This window comes from Corallococcus sp. 4LFB, assembly GCF_046520365.1.
Classification (GTDB): domain Bacteria; phylum Myxococcota; class Myxococcia; order Myxococcales; family Myxococcaceae; genus Corallococcus; species Corallococcus caeni.
Map to the genome: position 1 here is coordinate 1 of NZ_JBKGHJ010000083.1, position 21879 is coordinate 21879.

At 70.3% G+C, this 21879-nt stretch carries 16 protein-coding genes; 5 read left to right on the plus strand and 11 right to left on the minus strand.

What is annotated here, in order from left to right:
* Positions 1-2125: DNA topoisomerase 3 (locus tag ACLEQD_RS11920; protein WP_410383646.1), on the minus strand; the 2125-nt coding region annotated here is incomplete at its 3' end.
* A gap of 403 nt (positions 2126-2528) precedes the next feature.
* On the opposite strand from ACLEQD_RS11920, the gene ACLEQD_RS11925 reads away from it, so the two are divergent.
* The 3 genes from ACLEQD_RS11925 (at position 2529) to ACLEQD_RS11935 (ending at position 5303) form a co-directional block, all read left to right on the plus strand.
* Positions 2529-3005, plus strand: a complete 477-nt coding sequence (locus ACLEQD_RS11925) for a very short patch repair endonuclease (protein ID WP_410383648.1) — start codon at positions 2529-2531, stop codon at positions 3003-3005.
* Between the two features lie 162 nt (positions 3006-3167).
* Positions 3168-4376 carry a DNA cytosine methyltransferase gene (locus ACLEQD_RS11930; RefSeq protein WP_410383650.1) on the plus strand — a complete coding sequence of 403 codons (1209 nt, stop codon included), beginning with the start codon at positions 3168-3170 and terminating at the stop codon, positions 4374-4376.
* A 9-nt stretch (positions 4377-4385) separates the two neighbouring features.
* Positions 4386-5303: an Eco29kI family restriction endonuclease gene (locus ACLEQD_RS11935; RefSeq protein ID WP_410383652.1), complete on the plus strand. Its 918-nt coding sequence runs from the start codon at positions 4386-4388 to the stop codon at positions 5301-5303.
* 204 nt (positions 5304-5507) lie between these two features.
* Here the strand turns inward: ACLEQD_RS11935 and ACLEQD_RS11940 are convergent, their stop codons facing one another.
* The 5 genes from ACLEQD_RS11940 to ACLEQD_RS11960 all read right to left on the minus strand — a co-directional run bounded on the left by ACLEQD_RS11940 (position 5508) and on the right by ACLEQD_RS11960 (position 11907).
* Entirely contained in the window at positions 5508-7409 is a 1902-nt protein-coding gene (locus ACLEQD_RS11940; RefSeq protein ID WP_410383654.1) for an NAD(P)/FAD-dependent oxidoreductase, read from the minus strand.
* Positions 7410-7446: 37 nt separating this feature from the next.
* On the minus strand, positions 7447-7932 hold the full coding sequence (locus tag ACLEQD_RS11945) for a hypothetical protein (RefSeq protein WP_410383656.1): 486 nt from the start codon (positions 7930-7932) through the stop codon (positions 7447-7449).
* A 149-nt stretch (positions 7933-8081) separates the two neighbouring features.
* Positions 8082-9251 carry an NAD-dependent epimerase/dehydratase family protein gene (locus ACLEQD_RS11950; RefSeq protein ID WP_410383658.1) on the minus strand — a complete coding sequence of 390 codons (1170 nt, stop codon included), beginning with the start codon at positions 9249-9251 and terminating at the stop codon, positions 8082-8084.
* Positions 9248-10540 (minus strand): NTP/NDP exchange transporter, encoded by a 1293-nt coding sequence (locus ACLEQD_RS11955; RefSeq protein ID WP_410383660.1) that lies wholly within the window; start codon positions 10538-10540, stop codon positions 9248-9250. Before ACLEQD_RS11955 ends, ACLEQD_RS11950 begins: the two co-directional genes overlap by 4 nt.
* Before the next feature lie 68 nt (positions 10541-10608).
* Positions 10609-11907, minus strand: a complete 1299-nt coding sequence (locus ACLEQD_RS11960; RefSeq protein ID WP_410383662.1) for a pyridoxal phosphate-dependent aminotransferase — start codon at positions 11905-11907, stop codon at positions 10609-10611.
* Between the two features lie 404 nt (positions 11908-12311).
* On the opposite strand from ACLEQD_RS11960, the gene ACLEQD_RS11965 reads away from it, so the two are divergent.
* On the plus strand, positions 12312-12773 hold the full coding sequence (locus ACLEQD_RS11965; protein WP_410383664.1) for a hypothetical protein: 462 nt from the start codon (positions 12312-12314) through the stop codon (positions 12771-12773).
* Here ACLEQD_RS11965 and ACLEQD_RS11970 read toward each other — a convergent pair whose 3' ends face one another.
* Both ACLEQD_RS11970 and ACLEQD_RS11975 read right to left on the minus strand, forming a co-directional pair.
* Positions 12774-13181: a hypothetical protein gene (locus tag ACLEQD_RS11970; RefSeq protein WP_410383666.1), complete on the minus strand. Its 408-nt coding sequence runs from the start codon at positions 13179-13181 to the stop codon at positions 12774-12776.
* 33 nt (positions 13182-13214) lie between these two features.
* Positions 13215-14126 carry a helix-turn-helix domain-containing protein gene (locus ACLEQD_RS11975; RefSeq protein WP_410383667.1) on the minus strand — a complete coding sequence of 304 codons (912 nt, stop codon included), beginning with the start codon at positions 14124-14126 and terminating at the stop codon, positions 13215-13217.
* Between the two features lie 48 nt (positions 14127-14174).
* Between ACLEQD_RS11975 and ACLEQD_RS11980 the strand changes: the two genes are divergently transcribed.
* Complete coding sequence (locus ACLEQD_RS11980) at positions 14175-15290, plus strand: putative glycolipid-binding domain-containing protein (protein ID WP_410383669.1); 1116 nt, start codon at positions 14175-14177, stop codon at positions 15288-15290.
* Positions 15291-15408: 118 nt separating this feature from the next.
* Here ACLEQD_RS11980 and ACLEQD_RS11985 read toward each other — a convergent pair whose 3' ends face one another.
* The 3 genes from ACLEQD_RS11985 to ACLEQD_RS11995 all read right to left on the minus strand — a co-directional run.
* Positions 15409-17370 (minus strand): 4-alpha-glucanotransferase, encoded by a 1962-nt coding sequence (locus tag ACLEQD_RS11985; RefSeq protein WP_410383671.1) that lies wholly within the window; start codon positions 17368-17370, stop codon positions 15409-15411.
* Between the two features lie 72 nt (positions 17371-17442).
* Positions 17443-20640 (minus strand): efflux RND transporter permease subunit, encoded by a 3198-nt coding sequence (locus ACLEQD_RS11990; protein WP_410383673.1) that lies wholly within the window; start codon positions 20638-20640, stop codon positions 17443-17445.
* Between the two features lie 45 nt (positions 20641-20685).
* On the minus strand, positions 20686-21879 hold a 1194-nt coding region (locus ACLEQD_RS11995; protein WP_410383675.1), incomplete at its 5' end, for an efflux RND transporter periplasmic adaptor subunit.

Here is a 21879-nt window from a genome sequence, read left to right on the forward strand (position 1 = left end):
CCCTGCGCGGGATGCGGCCGGGTGGTCTCAAAGCGTCGCTCGCGGCGGGCCCACTCCGGGCCCGGTCCAGCCTGTGCCGGCGTGGGCGGCAGCGACGTGGGCGCCTGCCCACGACCTCCCGCACATAGGCCTCGATGCCGCTCATGAACGCGTCCAGCGCCCCCTGTCCGCGCTCGATGCGCTGGAGCCACGCCTCCCACTGCCCTGTCATCACGGGGGACTTCACGTCCGGGTGCACCACCCCGATGAGGTGGATGCCCTTCTCCGTGGCCACCAGGCGCTTGCCCTCGCGGGTCAGGTACTCGCGCTCGAGCAGGAGCTCGATGGTCGCGGCGCGCGTGGCGGGCGTGCCCAGCCCCGTGTCGCGCATCGCGTCCATCAGCTCCTTCTCATCCAGCGTGCGCCCGGCGGACTCCATCGCCGTCAGCAGCGTCGCCTCCGTGAAGCGCGGCGGGGGACGCGTGCGCTTCTTCACCGCCTCCACGTCCGCCACCGTCTGCGCCTGCCCGCGCGCGAGCCCCGGCGGCAGGTCCTGCGGCTCGTCGTCCGGTTCGTCCTCCTTGTCCTTGTCCGCGCCCTTGCGGCCTTCGGACTTGAGGCGCGGCGCCTTCTGCCCGCCCCCCACGTCCAGGACCTTCCAGCCCACCTTCTCCACCTGCGTGCCCGCGCTGTGGAAGCGGTCCACCACCGGCCCCGCGTCCCCCTTCGACGTCACCGCGGTGATGACCGTGGTCACCTTCCAGACGTGGTCCTCGTGCCACGCCTGGAGCAGGCGCCGGCACACCAGGTCATAGAGGCGCTGCTCGTCCGGGGACAGCCGCACGCCGGACGCCGGCATGGGCGTGGGGATGATGGCGTGGTGGTCCGTCACCTTCGCGTCGTCGACGTAGCGCTTGCCCAGGGGGCGCTCGCCCGTGCCCGGCGCCAGGTCCTCCTGGTACGGGGCCTGGATGGCGCGCACCACCTCCGGCAGCGTGTCCGCCACCGTCGCGGACAGGTGCCGGCTCGCCGTGCGCGGATAGCTCAGGAGCTTGTGCTTCTCATAGAGCGCCTGCGCCACCTCCAGGGTGTGCTTCGCGCTGAAGCCGAACAGCCGGTTCGCGTGGCGCTGCAGCTCCGTCAGGTCGTAGAGCAGCGGCGGCGGCATCCGCTTCGTCTCCGCGTCCAGCGACTCCACCGCCGCGCTGCCGCCGCGCACGCGGTCGATGACGCGGCCTGCCTCCACGCCGTCCGCGTCCAGCCGGCGCGCCTCGCGCACGGACTCATGGCCCGGCGGAATCACCGGCTTGCCGTCCGGCCCCGAGCGGAACCACGTGCCCTGGTAGCGAGCCCCCTGCGGCGCGCCCTTGCCGCGCGGCACGAAGGTGGCCACGACCTCCAGGTAGTCCCGGGGCACGAAGTCGCGGATGGCCAGCTCGCGCTCCACCACCATGGCCAGCGTGGGCGTCTGCACGCGCCCCACGGACAGCATGCTGCCGTAGGTCCCGCTCGCCAGGGTGTAGAGGCGCGACAGGTTCATGCCCACGAGCCAGTCCGCGCGGCTGCGCCCCATGGCGGCGTCCGCCAGCGGCGCGTAGGCCTTGCCGTCCTTGAGCTGCTGGAAGCCGTCGCGGATGGCGCGCTCCGTCAGCGACGACACCCACAGCCGCCGCACCGGCTTGCGGCACCCGGCGGCGTCGTAGATGTAGCGGAAGATGAGCTCGCCCTCGCGCCCCGCGTCCGTGGCGCACACCACGGCGGACACCTCCGGCGCGTTCATCACCCGGCGGACGACCTGGAACTGGTCCTTCGTGGAGTCCGACACCACCAGCGGCCAGTCCTCCGGCAGCATGGGCAGGTGCGAGCGGTGCCACTTCTTCCATTCGGGCCGGATTTCATGCGGCTGGGCCAGGCCCACCAGGTGCCCGATGGCCCACGTCACGACGTAGCCGTTGCCGCGAAGGAAGCCCTCGCCGCGCTCGGTGGCGCCCAGCACCCGGGCGATGTCGCGCGCCACGGCGGGCTTCTCCGCCACCACCGCGAGGACGGATCCCCGTCCACCGCGAGCCGTCCCACCGTCCACGCTCCCGTCCCGCGACACCGTGCTGTCCCATCCGGGCGACTCGCCCATCTCATCCCACCTCATGGCCTGTCCCCTCCCCGCCCCGGCCGCCCACCCGCGGGGTCGGGCCCCCCGCGGTGCGCAGCCCTACCCTTCCCTATCGCGGCAGGCTGACATGGCCAGGGCCCACCTGTCCCGCTCCGTCACGCCCGCATGCCCTCCAGGGGGCCTCAAGCTCGCGCCTCTTCTAGTTGTCACGATCACGCAGCCGCCTCGCTCCTCCTCCAGGGGACCGAGCGAAGCGATCAGCCGCATCGTGCCGTTCCCCAAGATTGGCTCTCCGCCGTGAAGACCCCACCGGCTCGATTGTCGCCTTGGGAGGGGCGACGTACGTTCGATGGGATGGGGACCGAGGTCCCAGGCGGATCCGCTCCTGTCGGACGCCAGCCGCGAGGTGGCACTTCGAATCGACATCTTGGGAGAAGGCATGGATACGCTGACCCCTCAAGAGCGCAGCGAGCGCATGTCACGCGTGAAGGGGCGGAACACGAAGCCCGAACTCGTTGTCCGCCGCCTGGTTACCGCGCTCGGACACCGGTACCGGCTTCACTACGGCAAGGTGCCAGGGAAGCCCGACCTTGCGTTTCCCGGTCGGCGCAAGGCCATCTTCGTGCACGGTTGCTTCTGGCATCGACATCCCGATCCCTCCTGTCCCCTCGCGCGACTTCCCAAGTCCCGCCTCGACTTCTGGCTCCCCAAGTTGGAGGCGAACCGTGAACGGGATCGGGTGAAGCGCGCGCAGCTTGAAGCCCTGGGCTGGTCGGTCCTCGAGCTCTGGGAGTGCGAACTCACGCGTGCTCCAGAACAGCTGACCGAACGGATCATGGACTTCCTGGGACCCGCCCGGTCCGCCACGAAGCATCTTTACCCGGATGGCGGCGCGGCATCCGCTCCTGGTGCGTGAACCCAAGATGTAGCGCCGCGCGAGCTGGATCACGGCGTCGACTTCACCGCTCGAATCCTCACGGTGGCGCGTACGATGAAATGGCGCCAGCCTGGGTTCCGCGGTACCACGCCTCATGCATCGCGGGCTCATTCGTCAGCCCGACCTTGTATGGACCCACGCATGGACTCGATTGAACTGTTCACGGGCGCGGGTGGCCTGGCCCTGGGTACTCACATGGCGGGGTTCCACCATCGTGGCCTGATGGAGTGGAACGACGACGCGTGCGACACCCTCCGACGCAACGCGAAGCTGAACGCCCTGCCCGGAATCAGTGGCTGGCGGGTGCATCAGACCGACGTGCGGATGATGTCCTTCGACCTCTTCGGCGAGGTGGACCTCATCGCGGGTGGCCCGCCGTGTCAGCCGTTCAGCCTTGGGGGGAAGCACCGCGCCCAGGATGACAGCCGTAACATGTTCCCCGAGTTCGTCCGCGCCGTGCGCGAGTTGCAGCCACGCGCGTTCATTCTGGAGAACGTGAAGGGCCTGCTACGGCAGAGCTTCAGCAACTACTTCGAGTACATCAAGCTCCAGCTTGAGTACCCGACCATCACCAAGCGGCGCGACGAGGAGTGGACCGACCATCGCAACCGACTGGAAGAGGTACGTACGAAGGGCCGTCACCAGGGCCTGAAGTACAACGTGATTTCCGAACTGCTGAACGCGGCCGATTACGGCGTTCCCCAGACCCGTGAGCGAGTTTTCGTCGTGGGTTTCCGCTCCGACACGAACCTGGAGTGGCACTTCCCCGAGCCGACGCACAGCCTGGATGCGCTGAAGTGGGACCAGTACATCACCAAGGAGTACTGGAAGCGCCATCGGATCCGAGCCCCACGCAACGAACCGGTCAGCTTGGGAGTGAAGTTGAGCGACCTGGAGCAGGACGGACCTTTCGAGACGAAGCCCTGGCGCACGGTACGAGACGCCATCGCGGGCCTTCCCGAGCCAATCGCGGGTCGCGACGCCAAGGACTTCAGCAACCATCGCCTCAACCCGGGCGCGAAAGTCTATCCAGGGCACACCGGAAGCCCCATCGATCTTCCGTCGAAGACGCTGAAAGCAGGCGTCCACGGAGTGCCGGGCGGCGAGAACATGATCGCGTATCCGGATGGTTCGGTCCGGTATCTCACCGTGCGTGAAGCCGCGCGCGTCCAGACCTTCCCCGACACCTGGCTCTTCGAGGGGTCATGGTCGGAGGCAATGAGGCAACTGGGCAATGCTGTCCCCGTGGACCTCGCCGCCGTGGTGGCCAACAGCGTGGCGGCGAAACTTGAGGGCGGCAATGAGAGTGGCTCGAAGGAGCTTTCTAGACTCAGGCCCGAGGCGAGCTGAAATAGCTTCGTGAGCCCTAGAAAAAGCAAGGCAAGTTCCCCGAAACCAGAGATCACGATTGAGCATGAACTGCGCCAACTGCGCGTAAGGTTGGATGCGGTTGCAGATCCTCTCGTCGAAAAGGCGAGGACTCGCTTACGAAGCAAGTTAATCGAGCCGCTCAAGGAGCTCGCAAGCAGAATCGATGAACTCGATCCCATCAGAGAACCGGCTCAGGTTTTCGATCCAGCACGACCATCAACAGCAGGGCGGCTTGTCGCACTCGCCCTGCTAGCCCAACCTAAATATCCCCTCGCAGCCATATCCCGCTTTTATGGTTCCGGCGTCTATGCAATTTATTACAATGGACGACATCCTGCATACCAACTCATTAGTGGGACAGAAACCCCCATCTATGTCGGCAAGGCCGACCCTCAATCCGGTGAAGCGGATACCCCGCGAGACCAAGGAGACAAGCTCTCCAGTCGACTGAGAGAACATCAAAAGTCGATCCGAGTCGTGCAGGAATATGCTGAAGCTCAAAACCTTCCCAACCCAATACAAATCAACGACTTCGAGTACCGCCGTCTAGTCGTCGCAAGCAATGCTCAAATGGCGGCTGAGCGGCACCTAATCAACATCTTCAAGCCAGTCTGGAATGATGAGTTCAAGATTTGCTGGGGCATCAGCAAACACGGAGACTCAGCCTCTACTCGCTCTAATAAGCGATCACCTTGGGATACAATGCATCCAGGACGACCCTGGGCGCTTGCCGAGAAACTCGAGGACAAGAAAACCGCATCTAAAATCCTGGATGACATCAAAGACCATCTAGCAACCAATGTTCCTATCATGAGCCAACAACAACTCATGAGCCAGTTCCTAGAGGACTTCATTCAGGAGCCGCCAGCCCTGACAAATGAAACACCTGAGCCAATTAAGGAGTAAGATTGGCTGAACGAGTCAGCTGGGGGCTCGTCCATACATCACCGCCATGACGGGAGCACCTGTCCCGCTCCGTCACGCCCGCATGCCCTCCAGGGGGCCGGCGGACAGGAGCGATAACGGCCAGGGGGCCCCGCTCAAAACGGAAATCGCCCCGGCACCAGAGGGCACCGGGGCGACCGTCACCACTTCGCACGTTCTACGGCCTCAGTGCACCGGCGCGGGCCGCGACGCCGGCAGCTCCGGAGGCGCGGGAGGCGGCAGGGCGGGCGCCTGCGTGGATGACGCCAGGGCGGGCATGCGCTTCACCACGTTGCCGGTGATGAGCCGCATGTCCCGGCCGCCCTTGGTGAAGAACGTGTAGCCCCAGTTGAGCATCACGGAGGCGCGATTGCGGAACCCGATGAGGTAGGCGATGTGCACGCCCGCCCAGACGAGCCACGCCGGCAGCCCCTTCATGCGCCACTTGTCGTAGAGCAGGCCCACCGCGTAGCCGCGGCCAATCACCGCGAAGCTGCCCTTGTCGTGGTAGCGAAACGCCTTCAACGGCCGGCCCGCCAGCCGGTCGCGAATAGTCTTCCCCACGTGCCGCCCCATCTGCATCGCCGCCGGCGCGATGCCCGGCACGGGCTTCCCGTTCTGCTCCGCCGCCGCCACGTCGCCAATCACATACACGTCGTCCAGCCCCGGCGCCGTGAGCCGCGGAGACACCTTCACCCGCCCCGCGCGGTCCAGGGGCACGTCCAGCGAGCGCACCAGCGGCGACGCCGCCACGCCCGCGCCCCACATCACCGTGCGCGTGGCGATGTGCTCGTCCCCGAACGTGACGCCCTCCCCGTCGATGCCCGTCACCAGGGCGCCGGTGCGCACCTCGACGTGCAGCTTCTCCAGGTCGCGCTTCGCGGCCTCCGACAGCTCCTCCGGATAGGCGCTCAGCACGCGCGGCAGCCCCTCCAGCAGCACCACCCGCGCCTCGCGCGTGTCGATGCGCCGGAAGTCCTTCGGCAGCCCGTGCCGCGTCATGTACGAGAGCGCCCCCGCCAGCTCCACGCCCGTGGGCCCCGCGCCGATGATGACGAAGGTCATCCACTGCCGCTGGCGCACCGGGTCGGACTCGCGCTCCGCGGCCTCGAAGGCCGTCAGCACGCGCTCGCGGATGCGCACCGCGTCCTCCAGCGTCTTCAGGCCGGGCGCCACCCGCGCCCACTCCGGGTGCTTGAAGTACGAGTGCGTCGCGCCCGTGGCCAGCACCAGCGAGTCGTAGGGAATCTCCCCGCCCTCGACGATGAGCACCTTGCGGCGCGGATCCACCGACTTCGCCTCCGCCAGCAGCACCTCCGTGTTGCGCGCGTGCAGCACGCTGCGGATGGGCGCGGAGATGTCCGCCGGGTTCAGCACCGCCGTCGCCACCTGGTACAGCAGCGGCTGGAAGAGGTGGTGGTTGTAGCGGTCCACCACCGTCACCCGCACGTTGTCCGCCCTGCCCAGGGTCTTCGCGGCCTGAAGCCCGCCGAAGCCCGCCCCCACGATGACCACGTGATGCCTGCTGTCCCGGTCGCGTTCCATGGCGGGAAGGTGCGGACGCATGACGCGCCCGGCCAGCGCCCGGTGTTCCTCGCCTGCCCGCCGCCCCGCCGCCGGACGCCCGGCCGCCTCACGGCCAGGCAGCCTGACGTCAGGGGCCGCCGGCGGCGTCACGGACACCAGCAGCAGCTGCCGGTGGATGCGCTCCACGTGCAGCAGCATCGCGCCCAGGGTCGCGGTGTCGCTCACGCACGGAAGCACCGCCGCGCGCAGCTCCCCCAGGACGCCCGTGCCGGTGGGCCCCGTGGCGCTCCACGCCGCGGCCACCTCCTGACGCGCGCCGTCCGGCAGGTCCACGTTGCGCGGGTCCTTCGGGATGAAGCGCCCGGAGGCCTTCACCAGGCTGTCCAGCAGCGCGGCCACCGTCTCCGGCTTCGTGCCCTCCAGCTTCAGCCGGTGGGCCATGCCCAGCGAGTGCAGGCCGTTGAGCCCCTCGCGCGGCTTGCCCTCCGGGGACAGCAGCCCCTCGCGCAGGTACTCCGCGGGCCGGGTGGCCGACAGGTCGACGTTCTCGCCGCTCGCCATGGATTCACCAGGGGGAAGAGGTGCCGCGCCCATCACATCACGGCAGCGCCGCGAGCGCGTCCCGCACGTGCTTCTCGATGGCGGGGCGCTCCTGCTCCGTCCACTTGGGGCCGGACCAGGGCAGGCCGTGCAGCGCCGCCAGCAGCGCCTCCAGCCGGGCGCGCCTGTCCCCGGTGCCCGCGTCGCCGTCCACCGTGGCCTTCACCTCGCGGGCCACCCGGCCCTCCAGGGTGTCGCGCAGGCAGCAGACGTAGACGTCCTCTTCCGGCAGCCGGGAGCTCGCGGGCGCGGCGCGGCCCGCCTGGAGCACGCGCTCGTGCGCGGCCACCACGCCGGGCAACAGCGACACGAGCGGCGCCGGCTGGGCCAGCAGCGCCGCCAGGTCCCGGTAGCCCTGCTGGAACGCGGGGTTCACCTTCCCCAGGCGCTGGTAGCACCCCGCCGCGTCGGGGTTGAACGGCGTGGCCGCCACGCCCGCCGAGGGCTTGCAGCCCGACAGCAGGCTCCAGAGCGCGCCCAGCATCAACGCCGCCCGGAGCGGACCGTGCCGCGCACGCAGTGGAGGCCTCCCGGGGCCGCGCCGCAGTCGTGGAGCCATCCCATCGTTCCCATCCCGTGCTCGCGCACGCCAGCGGACCGCCCGGCGTGCGCGAAAGGTCACGACCTTGAAGCTCAGCCCGCCCTGGCGGTGCCCTTCGCCTGGTGCCAGGCGGCGAGCACTTCCTTCTCCCTGTCCGCGGACAGGCCGGAGCGCAGCTTCTCCTGGCGGTCCCGCGGCAGTCCATGGAACCAGGTCAGCGTGTCGCGCACGGTGTCCGCGAGCGGGCGGGTGGCGAGCCCCGCCTGCGTGGCGCGGGCGATGCTCACGGCGCCGATGCCGCTCTCCGGGCCGGTGCGCGGCACCCACGCGGGCATGTCCGCGAAGGCCGTCACCTTCTGCTGCTCCAGGAAGACCGTGTCCACCCAGGTGAAGCGCGCGTCGCTCCCCGTGGCCTTCTGGATGTCCTCCAGCATGCCCTTCATGTTCATGGGCTTCAGCGGGCCGGTGACGTTGAAGATGCCCGCGGTGCGGCGCTCCACGTTGCGGATGATGAACGCGGCCAGGTCGCGCGCGTCGATGATCTGCACCGGGTCCTCGCCGTCGCCGGGGGCCAGCACCTCGCCGCCCTTCTCCACGCGCAGCGGCCAGTAGGTGAAGCGGTCGGAGCCGTCATCCGGGCCCACGATGAGGCCGGGGCGGATGTTGAGCGTGCGGCCGGGCAGCGCGGCCTCGGCGGCCTTCTCGCAGAGCGCCTTGAGCGGGCCGTAGCTCGTCTCGCTCACCTCCTCCACGGTCTCGTCGGGGAGGGTGCCCACGGCGTCGGACTCGTTGAGGTCCTTCTTCGTCATGTCCTTGTAGACGGACACGCTGGAGATGAAGACGTACTGCCCCACGTTGGGCGCGAGCAGCTCCGCGGACGCCTTCACGATGCGCGGCACGTAGCCGGACGTGTCGATGACCGCGTCCCACTTGCGGCCCGCCAGCGCCTTCAGGCCCTCGCCCTTGTTGGGGTCGCGGTCGCCCTGGAGCTTCTCCACCTCCGGGAAGAGGCCCGGGTTGGACTTGCCGCGGTTGAAGAGCGTGAGCGTGTGGCCGCGCGCCTGCGCCGCCTGCACCAGCGCGGGGCCCAGGAACCGGGTGCCGCCCAGGATGAGGATGTTCAGGGGCTTGCCCGGGGCCTCGCCCTTGCTCGCGTCGGCTACCGGGCCGGGGCCCGCCTTGGGGGACGATGCACAGCCCAACACCTGGACCGCGCCCAACGCGGCCGCTGCTTGAATCACGCCTCTTCGGGACAGCTTCATGCCGTGGTTCCTCCGGGAAGGGTCGTCTGCGTCTGCGGAATGACTTCAGCGGCGCGCGTGCGCTGCTGGCGCGCCAGGTACAGGGCCACCGCGAGCCACAGCGCGGCCACGGGCACGGCCGCCAGCGACAGGCCCGTCATGCCCAGGCCCAGCGCCGTGAGTCCGCCCTGCAGCCACGCGCTCAGCGTGTCGCTGCCGCGGTACACCACCGTGTCGATGAAGCTCTTGGACTTGTAGCGGGCCTCGCGGTCCACCGTGGTGAACAGGATTTCACGCGACGGGCGCTCCAGCGCGTAGTGGCTGGCGCCCCGCAGCGACTTCACGCCGATGAGCACCCCCAGCACCGGCGCGAACGCGAGCACGCCAAACCCCACCAACGTGAGCACCGGCGCCACCGCCATCGCCACGCCCAACCCCAGCCGGGAGATGACCCGCCCCGTGACGAGCGTCTGGATGCCCAGGGTCAGGACCTGCACCCAGAAGTCGATGTCCGCGAACGCCGCCGTGCGCGCCGCCGCGTCCTTCGCCAGGGACGCGACCAGCCGCACCTCCTGGTAGTACAGGAACGTGGAGGTCGCCGCGTACAGGAAGACCTGGAGGCCCAGCGCGAGCAGGAACGGCGACGTCACCAGCAGCCGCAGGCCCGCGAGCATCCCGCCGCCCACCGGCCCCTCGCGCGTGGCGGGCTGGTGCTGCACGTCGCGGGCCCAGTGGCCCAGGCGGCGCACGCACTGCGCGCTCACCTCCAGCATCACCGCGGACACGAGGATGAGGTTCACCGGCCCCACCGGCTCCGCCAGCCGGCCCACCAGGAACGGGCCGACAATCATCCCCGTGGTGCCGCCCGCGGCGATGAAGCCGAAGAGGCGCTTGCCCTGGTCGCTGGCGAACACGTCCGCCATGAAGCTCCAGAAGATGGAGACGACGAACAGGTTGTAGACGCTCAGCCAGACGTAGAAGGCCCGCGCCACGCCCTCCTTCGCCACGCCCCACTTGAGCAGCGCGAAGAAGACCAGCAGGTTGACCAGGAAGAAGCGGTAGACGCGCGGCACCACCACCCGCCGGGGATAGCGCGCCACCAGCGCGGAGAAGGCCGGCACCGCCAGCAGCATCACGACGAACGTGACGGTGAAGAGCCAGGGCAGGTGCTTCACGTCCCCCGCGGTGCCCATCTCGTTGCGGATGGGCCGCAGGATGGCGTAGCCGCACATCAGCGTGAAGAAGTAGACGAACGCCCCGAGGACCGCCCCCACCTCCTCGTCACGGACGTCCACGAAGCGCTTGAGCATGATGGCGGCGCCCTCAACGTGCGCGGCGGCAGGCTATTCCCTGACTGCCGGTCTGTGGAGGAAACAGGCTATTTCGCCGCGAGGATTTCCCGCACGGCGGCCTCGACGCGGGGCAGGGCCTCCTCGATTTCAGCGACCGAGGTGGCGCCCACGGAGAGGCGGAACCAGCCGGTGTCCTCCGCGAGGCCGAACGCCTGGAAGGGCACCACCGCGAAGCGGGCCTTGTCCAGGAGGTGCTTGCGGATGGCGTCATTGGTGGCGAGGCCGCCCCTGCCCACCACGTCGAAGCGCACGGAGAGGTAGATGGCGCCCTGCGGCGCGATGGCGTCCACCGGCAGGCCCGCGTCCTTCATGCGCTGGAAGCCCTTGTAGAGGGCCTCCAGGCGCGCATCCACGCGCTGGCGCATGGCCTGGAGGAAGGACTCCGTGGCCTGGGTGTCGTCCAGGTAGCGGGCGGTGGCGACCTGTTCGGCCTTGGGGGCCCAGGCGCCCACGTGGCCCAGCACGTCGCGCATGCGGGAGATGAGGGTGGGCGCGCCCACGCCCCAGCCCACGCGCACGCCGGTGGCGGCGAAGGCCTTGCTGATGCCGTCCACGAACACGGTGTACGGCGCCATCTCCGGCACCAGCGCCACGGGGGTGACGTGCTTCGCGCCGCCGAAGCTCAGCACCCAGTAGATGTGGTCGTACATCAGGATGAGGGGCTTCTGGCCGCGGCCCTCGCGCGCGCGGTTCTCCTCCACGATGCGCTGGCAGATGGCGCGCAGGGCCTCCGGGTCCAGCATGGTGCCCGTGGGGTTGAGCGGGCTGCACAGGCAGAGCAGGCGCGCGGACGACAGGTGCGGCTCCAGCTGCGCCAGCGTGGGCATGAAGCCCGCCGCCGCGTCCGTCTTCACCACCACGCTCCTGGCGCCCAGCATGTGGGCGTAGTGGTTGTTGTTCCAGGACGGCACCGGGTAGACGACGACGTCGCCCGGGTCGAGCACCGCGCGGTAGGTGGCGTAGATGACCGGCCGCGCGCCGCCCGCGATGACGATGCCCTCCAGCGGGTACTTCAGCCCCAGGGAGCGCTCGTAGAAGCGCTGCACGGCCTGGCGCAGGTCCAGCACGCCGTCGGACGGCGGGTAGTTCGTCTCGCCGCCCTGGAGCGCGACGCCAATCTGGTCGCGCAGGCCGTCCGGGATGGGGAACTCCTTCGGGCTGAAGTCCCCCACGGTGAGGTTGCAGACCTTGTTGCCCCTGGCCACGAGCTCGCGGATCTCCGCGGCGATGCGGAGGATTTCGCTGCCCACGAGTCCGCGCACCATGGAGCCCACGGTGGTGTCGTCGCGAGAGGGACGCGGAAGGGAGGTCAGGTCGAGGGCCATGGTGCGGAACTCTCCAGTGCACGAAGGGGGCCGGGGGGACGCGGCCGGCCGGACCCTATACGCAACGGGCCCGGCAGGGCGCATCTTCCAGGCACCTGGGCATGGTCCTGGCGCGCGAGGTGTGCGAGGACTCGGGAAGTCCCCGGGTGACGGGGCTGACGGGAGGAGCCAGATGCACCTGCGACAGGGGCTGTACGCGCTGGGAGTGGCTTGCGGACTGCTGGGCCTGGGGTGCCAGAAGCAGGAGCCCCCGACCGTCCCCATGGACGTGCCGGCCGTGCCCCCGCCCGCCAACGCCGTGCCCCGCGAAGGCCCGGCGGCCACCGCGCCGGTGGTGCACCAGGCGCTGGACGTGAAGGGCAGGCGGCCCCACGGACGCGGGCAGGCCACCAGCGACGGCCGACGTGGCGGCGGACGCGGCGTGGACGACGTCGGCGGTGGAGAAGCCGCGCGGCGAGCCGCCCGCCGTCACGCTGCGCTCGGTGCGCACGGGGACGCACGCGGGCTACGACCGCACGGTGTTCGAGTTCGACGGGCCGCGCCTGCCGGGCTACCACCTGGGCTACGTGAAGACGCCGGTGCAGCAGTGCGGCTCCGGCGACGACGTGACGCTGCCGGGGCAGGCCGCGCTGGAGGTGCGCTTCACGCTGGCCCGAGCGCATGACGACCAGGGCCAGGCCACGGTGGCGCAGCGCACGCTCAAGCCCGCGCTGCCGACCGTGCTGGCGCTGGAGCGGCTGTGCGACTTCGAGGGCGAGGTGACGTGGGCGCTGGGCACCGCGCGCCGCGCCCCGTTCCGCGTGCTGGAGCTGAGCAACCCCACGCGCCTGGTGCTGGACGTCCAGCACCAAGGCGGCGGGCAGTGACTACTTCTTCGGCGGCGCCAGGCGCTTCTTCGCGATGAGGTCGCGCGCTTCGCGCTCCGAGTCCGCGAAGTCCACCTCCACCGTCCACTTGCCCGTGAAGTACAGCGCGAGCATCAGCGCCTTGGCGCCCGCGCGCTGCAGCGGGCCCGTGCCCAGGTAGACGTGGCCGCGGAACCACTCGGCCTTCGCCTGCGCCACCAGCAGCTCGCGCGCGTCCTTGTCGATGCTGGAGTTCGACACGTCGGAGATGACGAACACCGGCCCCTTCGCCGACACCTCCTGACAGATTTCCAGCACCTTCTTCGAGTCCTCCAGCTTCGAGGGCCCGTTGAACTTCATCACCAACAGGTCCGGCGCTTCGAAGTACGCGCGATGCGCTCCGAACTCCCACTCACGATGATTCGCCACGCGTTCCGTGCCTCACCTGGATCAAAGAATTGCCTAGACCCGATAGCATCGAGAACGAGGATTTCCAAGGAGACTGGCCGCACCCACGGCGTCTGTCCTTGCTGACCCGGGTCGTGCGCGGGCGCGGTAGGCGGAAGGGGTGACGCCGAAGCGGGCACGGAAGCGGCGGACGAACTCCGACAGGTCGCCAAACCCGCACGCGAACGCGACGTCCGCGATGCGCTCGGAGTCCGTCCGCAGGCGCGCGGCGGCGAGTGTCAGGCGGCGGCCCAGGATGTAGCTGTAGGGGCTCTCTCCCACCACCTTGCGGAAGGTGCGCAGGAAGTGGTGGCGGCCCATGCCCACCTCCTCCGCGAGCATCGCCAGGGACAGGGGCTCCTCCAGGTGCGCCTCCATCCACCGCACCGCGTCCCCCATGCGGCGTTCGTCATGGCCGGTGACGGGACGGGCCCTGCCTTCGTGGACGCCGCTCAGCGCCGCGCCCGCCATCCGCAGCACCAGCTCCTCCGCGCCGCGTGAGCCTGGCTGCTCGGCGAGCGCCTGGACGTCCGCGAGCAGCGGCGCGAGGCGCTGGAGCGGGGGAAGCCGGTGGACGGGGAAGTCCGTCCGCTTCACGCCGGCCAGCCCTCCGGCCACCTCCTCGAGGAGCTCGGGCTCTAAGTGGAAGGCGACGCAGCGGTCGCCCACGCCGTGCTCGTGACCGCAGCAGAAGGACGCGTGCCGTTCCCCCAGCAGCAGCGAGCCGGGCGTCAGCAGCACGCGTCCGTTCCGGGAGCGGTAGGTGAAGCTGCCGGACAGGACGGCGGAGATGGACACCCCCGGGTGCCGTTCCTCGAAGACGGGGTCCTTGGGGCCGGCGCGGCAGACAATCTCCCGCACGCGCCACCCGTCCCCGGAGGCCAGCAGACGCGCCGTGGTCAGGTCCACTTTCCCCAAGTCGGCCACGGTCCGTCCCTCCATCCTGCCCCGCATCTCCAACGGGGTGACCGAATCATGGCGATGGAAGCAACGACAGTCACGCGCGAGCTCATCTGGCGGCGCGTGATGGATGAGCTGGGTTTCGAGCATGCACGGGTGCGGCGCGGCCAGGAGGGCACGGAGCTGTCCGGCGTGGTGCTCGTCGCGGAGCAGGGTGCGCCGCTGCGAGCGGAGTACTCGGTCGTCTGTGACGGCGCATGGCGCACGCGCCGGGTGAGCGTGACGCAGTCCTGGCGTGGCGAACGCCGGACGCTCGCGCTGGAGCATGACGGTGAAGGCCACTGGCGCAAGGACGGGCAGGTCGCGGAGGAGCTGGAGGGCTGCACGGACGTGGACCTGGGCCTGAGCCCTTCCACCAACGCGCTGCCCATCAACCGGCTGCGGCTCCAGGAAGGCGCCGCCGCGGAGCTGCGCGCGGCGTGGGTGCGGTTTCCCGCGCTGGAGGTCGTGCCCGCGCGGCAGCGGTATGCGCGCGTGGGCCCCGCGCGCTACCGCTACGAGAGCCTGGAGAGCGGCTTCAACGCGCTGCTGGACGTGGACGCGGAGGGGCTGCCCATCGAGTACGCCGGCGTCTGGCGCAGGCTCGCGGAAGGGCCCGCCGCGCCGGCGTCCGTGTCGGAGACGTTCGTGGAGGCCCTCCTGAGCGCGGGACCTTCGAAGGAGCTGGGCGACGCGGCGGCCACCTTCGGGTGGTTGGTGGGAGGCTGGGCGGGGACCATCCAGGACCACGACGCGGATGGGAGCTTCCGCCAGAGCGAGGGCGAGTGGTGGTTCCACTGGGTGCTGGAGGGGCGGGCCCTGCAGGACGTGTTCATCGTGCCGTCGCGGAACGCCCCGGCGCCGTCAGGGCCCGGAGCGAACAGGCGCTACGGCACCACCGTGCGTACGTTCGACCGGACCACGGGGAAGTGGCAGATCACCTGGACCAGCCCCACGGGCGGCGCCATCAACCGGCTCGCCGGTGGCCGCGAGGGGGACCAGCTCGTCCTGCTGGGCGAGCACCACGGGAAGCCCATCCGCTGGAGCTTCTCCGACATCCGGCCGGACCGCTTCACCTGGCGCGGGGAGGTGCGGGACGAAGCCGGCCAGTGGAGGCTCCAGTCGCGCTTCGACCTGCGTCGCATCGCCTGAGCACCGGGCCCGCCGCGAGGGTCCAAGCTGGTCCGACTGTCGGACAGGTTCGTGCGGTGCGCCCCGGACAAGCAGTCGCCCTTGGGGGTTCACCATGTCCTGGCGTGAGTGATGCAACTCATCTCGCCCCGCTTCGCAGGTGGGCGGCGGCGAGCTCCAGTCGTTCGAGCAACCCCGAGTGCCGGGCCCGTGCCTCGGCTCCGCCCGCGCGCAGCGCCATGGCCAGCACCCGCGGCAGGTTGAGCGCGGCCCCCGCGCGCAGGCGCTGCTGATACTGCGCGGCCCAGTCGTGAGGGACGCGCAGCGACCAGTTGCGCGCGTCCACGGAGCCCGGCGCGTTGTACGTGTCCGGCATGCCCAGCAGGTCCGCGAAGAACACCATCACGCTGCGCGCACGGCTGGCGAACAGGTCCGCGAACTTCGCCTGCGCGAGCAGCCCCGGGTCCTGCGCGAGCTGTCGCGCGAAGTCCTCACGCCCCTCCGCTTCGGGATGCAGCCGCCAGGCGAGGTAGTCCGCCTGGGCGCGCAGGGCGTGCTTCCACTGCCATTCGGAGAGGAGCCGCCAGAGCGACTTCGTGTCGTGGTTGCCCACCATCACCCAGTCCTCTGGGGCCGCGTTCTCGCTGCGGTACACGTCCGCCGGGTTGTGGAGGTCCGCCTTCTGGGTGACGCGGAAGCGGCCCAGGCCATCGCGGGCCATCACCCGCGACAGCTCATGGGGCAGCGTACTCAGCACCTCGCACAGCACGTCCTCGCGGGCCCGGCCGTGCTCCCGCGCCGTGCGCACCACCGAGTCGAACAGGATGGCGTAGCGGCCCACCTGCTCCTCCGTGAGCCACTTCACCCAGCCATCCGCGTGACGCGGCACCGAGCGGGCCAGTTGCTCCGGCGCCACGATGGCGTACCGCGCCAGCTCCGGGTGGTCCGGCAGGTCCGGCGAGGAGAACAGCCGCGCCCCGCCCTGCACCGCGCGCAGCGGATCCGCCGAGCCCGCGCGGTACACCCACGGACACACGAGCCCGTGCGGATGGTCGATGCGCAGCCCGTCGTACTCGGAGAGCATCTTGCCCAGCCGCGCGTCCAGGTAGCGCAGCACCGGTCCGGGGCCGGAGCCGTCCGGAGCGACGTACTGCGCGGGGTCCAGCACCGGGTAGTTCCACGGCTGGCCCTCCGGGTTGGTGCGGCTGGGCGGAGCCCCCATGAGGTACGCGCGGAGGAACAGCCCCTGCAACGCCCACGTGTCCCGGGGTGAGAAGCCAATCTGGAGGTCCCCGTACAGCTTGAGGCCCCACGCCCCCACGCGCTCGCGCAGGAGCCCGTGCTGTTCATGCACGAGGAACTGGCGGAAGGCGTACTGCTCCACCGCCTCGGCTTCGGCGTCGAGCAGCTCCCGGATGCGCGCCTTCGCCTGCATCACCTCTTCGGGGCGCGGCGCGAACAGGCGCCCGTCCAGCGAGTCCGCCCACCCGCGCCAGTCATCCGGCGTGTGATGCCGCGTGGCGAGCACGTCGAACAGCGCATCCCGCTCCAGCCACTCCCGCTGCTCCACGCGGAAGTCCGCGAAGCGCCGGACGAGCGCGAGGATGGACGCGGGAGCGTCGGCACGGTCGCGCTCCCGGCGGAAGGTGTCCCACGCCTCCTGGAGCGCCAGCGCCTGGCCCCGGCACGCGGACTGGTAGCGCGTCTCCGGTCCAGCCTCCGCGGGCACCTCGGAGACGAGCCGGGCCAGCGTGTCCGGGGACAGGAGCGCGCCCCACGGCCCGTGCGGCTCCGTGAGCGGCGCGAGCGCCACGTTCAGCGTATTGCGTGAGAACAACGTGCCGTCATACGGCGACGGGTTGTGCGCGGTGGTCTGGCCCTGCGGCCCCAGCTGGATGCCGGTGAAGCCCAGGTCCCGGGCGAAGGCGAGGAAGCGCGCGGCGCCCTCGGAGTACGGCGAGCCCCGCCCCAGGTCCTCTCCGGGGAGGCCCGGGAAGCTGGGGTCATGGATGCTCAGGACCCAGCGGGTGACACCCAGTGCCTCCAGGGCTTCGGTGACGAGCGAGCGGTGCGAATCGGGCAGCGGTGACGGGAGCTCCACACTCCTGACCCTATGGCCCCCCGCTCGATGCGCCAACCGTTCCTTGAGGGTGACGCGAGCTTCCTCCGCGCATCACTCCTGCCGGGCCTGCGGCTGCGGCCGGGGCTCGCCGCCGCCCTGCGCGGGCCCGTGCGCCGGCCCGTGTGCCTGCCCGTGCGACTTGAACACCCGGCGCAGCTTGCCGGTCATCCACGTGCGGGCATCCGTGAGGATTTCATACACCGTCGGAATCACCAGCAGCGTGAGCAGCGTGGACGTGATGACGCCGCCAATCACCGCGCGGCCCAGCGGCGCCCGGAAGTCGCCGCCCTCGCCGTGCCCCAGCGCCACCGGCACCATGCCCGCGATGAGCGCGAGGGTCGTCATGATGATGGGCCGCAAGCGGATGCGCCCGGCTTCAATCAGCGCTTCGCGCAAGGGCAGCCCCTTCTCGTGCTGCCACTTGGCGAAGTCGATGAGCAGGATGGCGTTCTTCGCGACAATGCCCATCAGCAGGATGACGCCGATGAGGCTCATGATGTTCAGCGTGTCCCCCGTCACCACCAGCGCCAGCACCACGCCAATCAGCGACAGCGGCAGCGACACCAGGATGGCCAGCGGGTCGATGAACGAGCCGAACTGGATGACGAGGATGAGGTACATCAGCATCACCGCCACGCCCAGCGCCAGGAACACCCGGCCGAACACCTCCTGCTGATCCGCGGACTCGCCGCCCGTGGATACCTCGTAGCCCGGCGGCACCTTCACCGCCTCGAGCCGCGTCTGGACGTCGTTCATCACCTCCGACAGCGACCGCCCCGCCACGTTCGCCTGCACGTTGATGACCTTCTCGCGGTCCAGGTGGTCAATCTGCGCCGGGCCCACGGTCTGCCTCACAGTCGCCACCTGTCCCAGCGGCACCACCACCGGCGCCCCCGTGGCGTTGGCGCCCACCACCAGCGGCAGCTGCGCCAGGTCGGACGGGTTCTCGCGGAACTGCGGCGCCAGGCGCACCATCACGTCGCGCGTCTCCCCCATGGGGTCCACCCAGTCGCCGGAGTCCAGGCCCGCGAAGGCCGGCCGCAGCGACTGCGCCACCTGCCCCACCGTCACGTTGAGCTGGCCCGCGACGCCGCGGTTCAGCTCCACCTCCAGCTCCGGCTTCTCCCCGCGCGTGGACAGCCCCACGTCCACCGCGCCCGGCACCTGCTTGACCTCCTTCATCACCTGCTGCGCGAACCGGTTGAGCCCCTGGGACTCCGGCCCGCGCAGCTCCAGCTGGATGGACTTGATGGCGCCGCCGAAGCCGCTGGTGAACACGGACACGTTCGCGCCGCCCACCGCGAGCAGCTCCTGACGCAGCGTCCTGCCCAGCACCTCCTGGCTCGCCTCGCGCTCCGTCTTCGGCTTGAGCCGCACGTACACCAGCGCCTGGTCCACGCCCGGCGAGCGCAGGGGCAGCGGCACGCCGATGGTCGTGTACGTGTACGCGACCTCCGGGTGCTGGCGCGTGAGGCGGGACACCTCCTCCACCTTGCGCCGCGTGTAGTCCAGGCTGGAGCCGGCGGGCGTCTCCACCAGCATCTCGATCTCCGCGCGGTCGCTCACCGGCACGAAGCCCGCGCCGCCGAAGACGCCCTGCAGCGCCACCGCGCCCACCAGCGACCCCACCGCCAGGAGCACCATCGCGAGCCGGTGGTCCAGCGCCCAGGCGATGACGCCCTTGTAGCGGTCCGCCTGCCGGTCGAACCAGTGGTTGAAGCGCGCCAGCCCGCGCGAGAGGAAGTTGCGCCGCTCGCCCTTCTCCACCTGCGGGTCCGGCCAGTACGCGCTGAGCATGGGGTCCAGCGAGAAGCTCACGAACAGCGACACCAGCACCGAGCACGCGATGGTGAGCGCGAACGGCTTGAACCACTGCCCCGCCACGCCGTACATGAACGCCACCGGGACGAACACCGCCACGATGGAGAACGTCGTCGCCGCCACCGCGAGGCCAATCTCGCTCGTGCCCTCGCGCGACGCCGTGTAGTGGTCCTTCCCCATCTCCACGTGCCGCACGATGTTCTCACGCACCACGATGGCGTCGTCGATGAGGATGCCGATGGCCAGCGTCAGGCCCAGGAGCGACATCGTGTTGAGCGTGAAGCCGAACGCCCACACGCTCACGAACGACGCCAGCACGGACACGGGCAGCGCCAGGCCGGTGATGACCGTGGAGCGCCACGAGTTGAGGAACAGGAACACCACCAGCACCGTGAGCAGCGCGCCTTCAATCAGCGCCTGCTGCACGTTGACGACGGAGTTCTCCACGCGCGTGCCCGCGTCGCGGACGATTTCGAGCTTCGCGTTGGCGGGCAGCCGCTGCTGGAGCATCTTCACGCGCTCGCGCACGCCGTCCGCGACCTCCGTGGTGCTGTAGCCCTTGGCCTTGATGACCTCGATGCCCACCGCCTGCGCGCCGTTGTAGAGCGACAGCGTGCGCGGCTCCTCGGCGCCGGCGAACACGTCCGCCACCTCGCCCAGCCGCAGCGTGCGTCCGCCCCGCTCCGCGATGGGCACCCGCGCGAAGTCCTCCGGCGTCTCCAGGCGGCCCTTGAGCCGGATGGTGCGCTCCTGCAGCTCCGTGTTGAGCCGGCCCACCGGCGCCGCCAGGTTCTGCGCCTGGAGCGCCGCCACCACCTGCGCCACCGACAGGCCCGCCGCCTGGAGCGCCGCGGGCCGCACCTGCACCGTCATCTCCCGGTCCACGCCGCCCACCACCGTGGCCTGCGCCACGCCGGGCACCGAGCGCAAATCCCCCACCACCATGGGGTCCGCGATGAGCGTCAGCGCGGGCACGTCCAGCGCCTTCGACGTCAGCACCAGTGACACGATGGGCTGGTCCGCCGGGTCGAAGCGCGTGAGGATGGGCTCCTCCATCTCCTGCGGCAGGTCCGCGCGCTTGCTGGAGATGGCGTCGCGGATGTCCTGGGACGCCTCCTGGATGTCCTTCTCGAAGTCGAAGAAGACCGTGAAGTTCGCCAGGCTGTCCGTGGAGCTGGACGTCGTCTTCTTCCCGTCCACGCCGGAGATGGAGAAGATGGCGTCCTCGATGGGCTCCACGATTTCGCGCTCCACCGTCTCCGGTGAGGCGCCTGGGTACGCGATGGTGACGTTGATGACCGGCTGCTGAATGTCCGGGAACTCGTCCGTCTCCAGGTTGAAGAGCGCGACGATGCCGAACACGACGAGCGCCACCATCGCCGTGATGGTGATGATGGGGCGCTTGATGGCGAAGTCGGAGATGAACACGGACGACTCCTGCGGTGCGTCTTCAAGAAGTGGAGACGCCCGGCGCTACTTCGCGGGCGCCTGGGCGGGAGGCGTGGGAGTCCCAGCCGCCGCCGGAGCCTGGGTGGTCCCGCTGCCGCCGGACGCGTTGCCCGCGCCGCCCACGCCCTGCTGGGCCTCCGGTGGAGCGGCGGGGCGCTGCTTCTTCAGCCCTTCCGGCGCGGCGGTGAGCTTCACCGGCGTGCCGTTCGTCAGGTCGCGCGCGGAGCCCAGCAGCACCACGTCCCCGGCCTTCAACCCCGAGCGCACCTCCACGGTCTGCGCCACGTCGTCCCGCAGGCCCAGCGTCACCGCCACCTGCTCCACCTTGCCGTTGGAGATGCGCTGCACGGTGGGCGGGTCCTGGCGCGTGTCCAGCGCGTCCACCGGCACGGCCAGCGCGTCCTTCGCCTGGGACGCCACGCGCCCCTGCGCGAACAGGCCGGACAGCAGCATCTGTTCGCTGTTGGGGATGCTCACGTAGATGCGCACCTGCCCCGTGGCCGGGTCCACCGCCGGGTTGATGCGCTCCACCTCGCCCTTGAAGGCCTGCTGCGCGTAGCCGTTGACGCGGAAGTCCACCGGCGTGCCCACCTTCACCTGGGAGAGCTGCGCCGCGGGCACGGAGGCCTCCAGCCGCAGCGTGGCGGGGTCCACCACCGTGAAGAGGGGCGCGCCCGGCTGGACGATGTCGCCCGTGTGCACCTGCCGCTCGCTCACCACGCCGGTGAAGGGGGCGGTCACCTTCGTGCGCCCCAGCTGGTCCTGCGCCAGCTTCAGCCGGGCCTGCGCATCCGCCAGCTGGCCCTCCGCCTGCGTCCGGGCCAGCTGCGTGCGCTCGAAGTCGCGGCGGGTGATGACGCCCTGCTTGACGAGGGTTTGATTGCGCTGCTCATCCGCCTTCGCCACTCGCAGGGCATTGCGCGCCACGCGCAGGGTGGAGCTGGCCGCCTGCACCTGCTCGCGCAGGGTGCCCTCGTCCACGCGCGCCAGCAGGTCCCCCTCCTTCACGGCCTGCCCCTGGTCCGCCTTCACGTCCAGGATGCTGCCGCCCACCTCCGCGCGGACGCTGGCCACCCGTCGCGCCTGGAGCGACCCGGAGATGACGGGGCCGCTCTCCAGCCGCACGGGCTCCACGCGCACCACGTTCTCGGGCCCCAGCGACACCACCGTGGGCGCGACGGGGGCGGGCGCTTCGGAGCGCTGCCCGCAGGCGCCAGC

Bases quoted from the DNA above. Each gene is read 5' to 3' on its own strand.
- ACLEQD_RS11925 (WP_410383648.1), top strand. From the start codon at position 2,529: ATGGATACGCTGACCCCTCAAGAGCGCAGCGAGCGCATGTCACGCGTG.
- ACLEQD_RS11930 (WP_410383650.1), top strand. From the start codon at position 3,168: ATGGACTCGATTGAACTGTTCACGGGCGCGGGTGGCCTGGCCCTGGGT.
- ACLEQD_RS11940 (WP_410383654.1), bottom strand. From the start codon at position 7,409: ATGGCGAGCGGCGAGAACGTCGACCTGTCGGCCACCCGGCCCGCGGAG.
- ACLEQD_RS11945 (WP_410383656.1), bottom strand. From the start codon at position 7,932: ATGCTGGGCGCGCTCTGGAGCCTGCTGTCGGGCTGCAAGCCCTCGGCG.
- ACLEQD_RS11950 (WP_410383658.1), bottom strand. From the start codon at position 9,251: ATGAAGCTGTCCCGAAGAGGCGTGATTCAAGCAGCGGCCGCGTTGGGC.
- ACLEQD_RS11955 (WP_410383660.1), bottom strand. From the start codon at position 10,540: ATGCTCAAGCGCTTCGTGGACGTCCGTGACGAGGAGGTGGGGGCGGTC.
- ACLEQD_RS11960 (WP_410383662.1), bottom strand. From the start codon at position 11,907: ATGGCCCTCGACCTGACCTCCCTTCCGCGTCCCTCTCGCGACGACACC.
- ACLEQD_RS11980 (WP_410383669.1), top strand. From the start codon at position 14,175: ATGGCGATGGAAGCAACGACAGTCACGCGCGAGCTCATCTGGCGGCGC.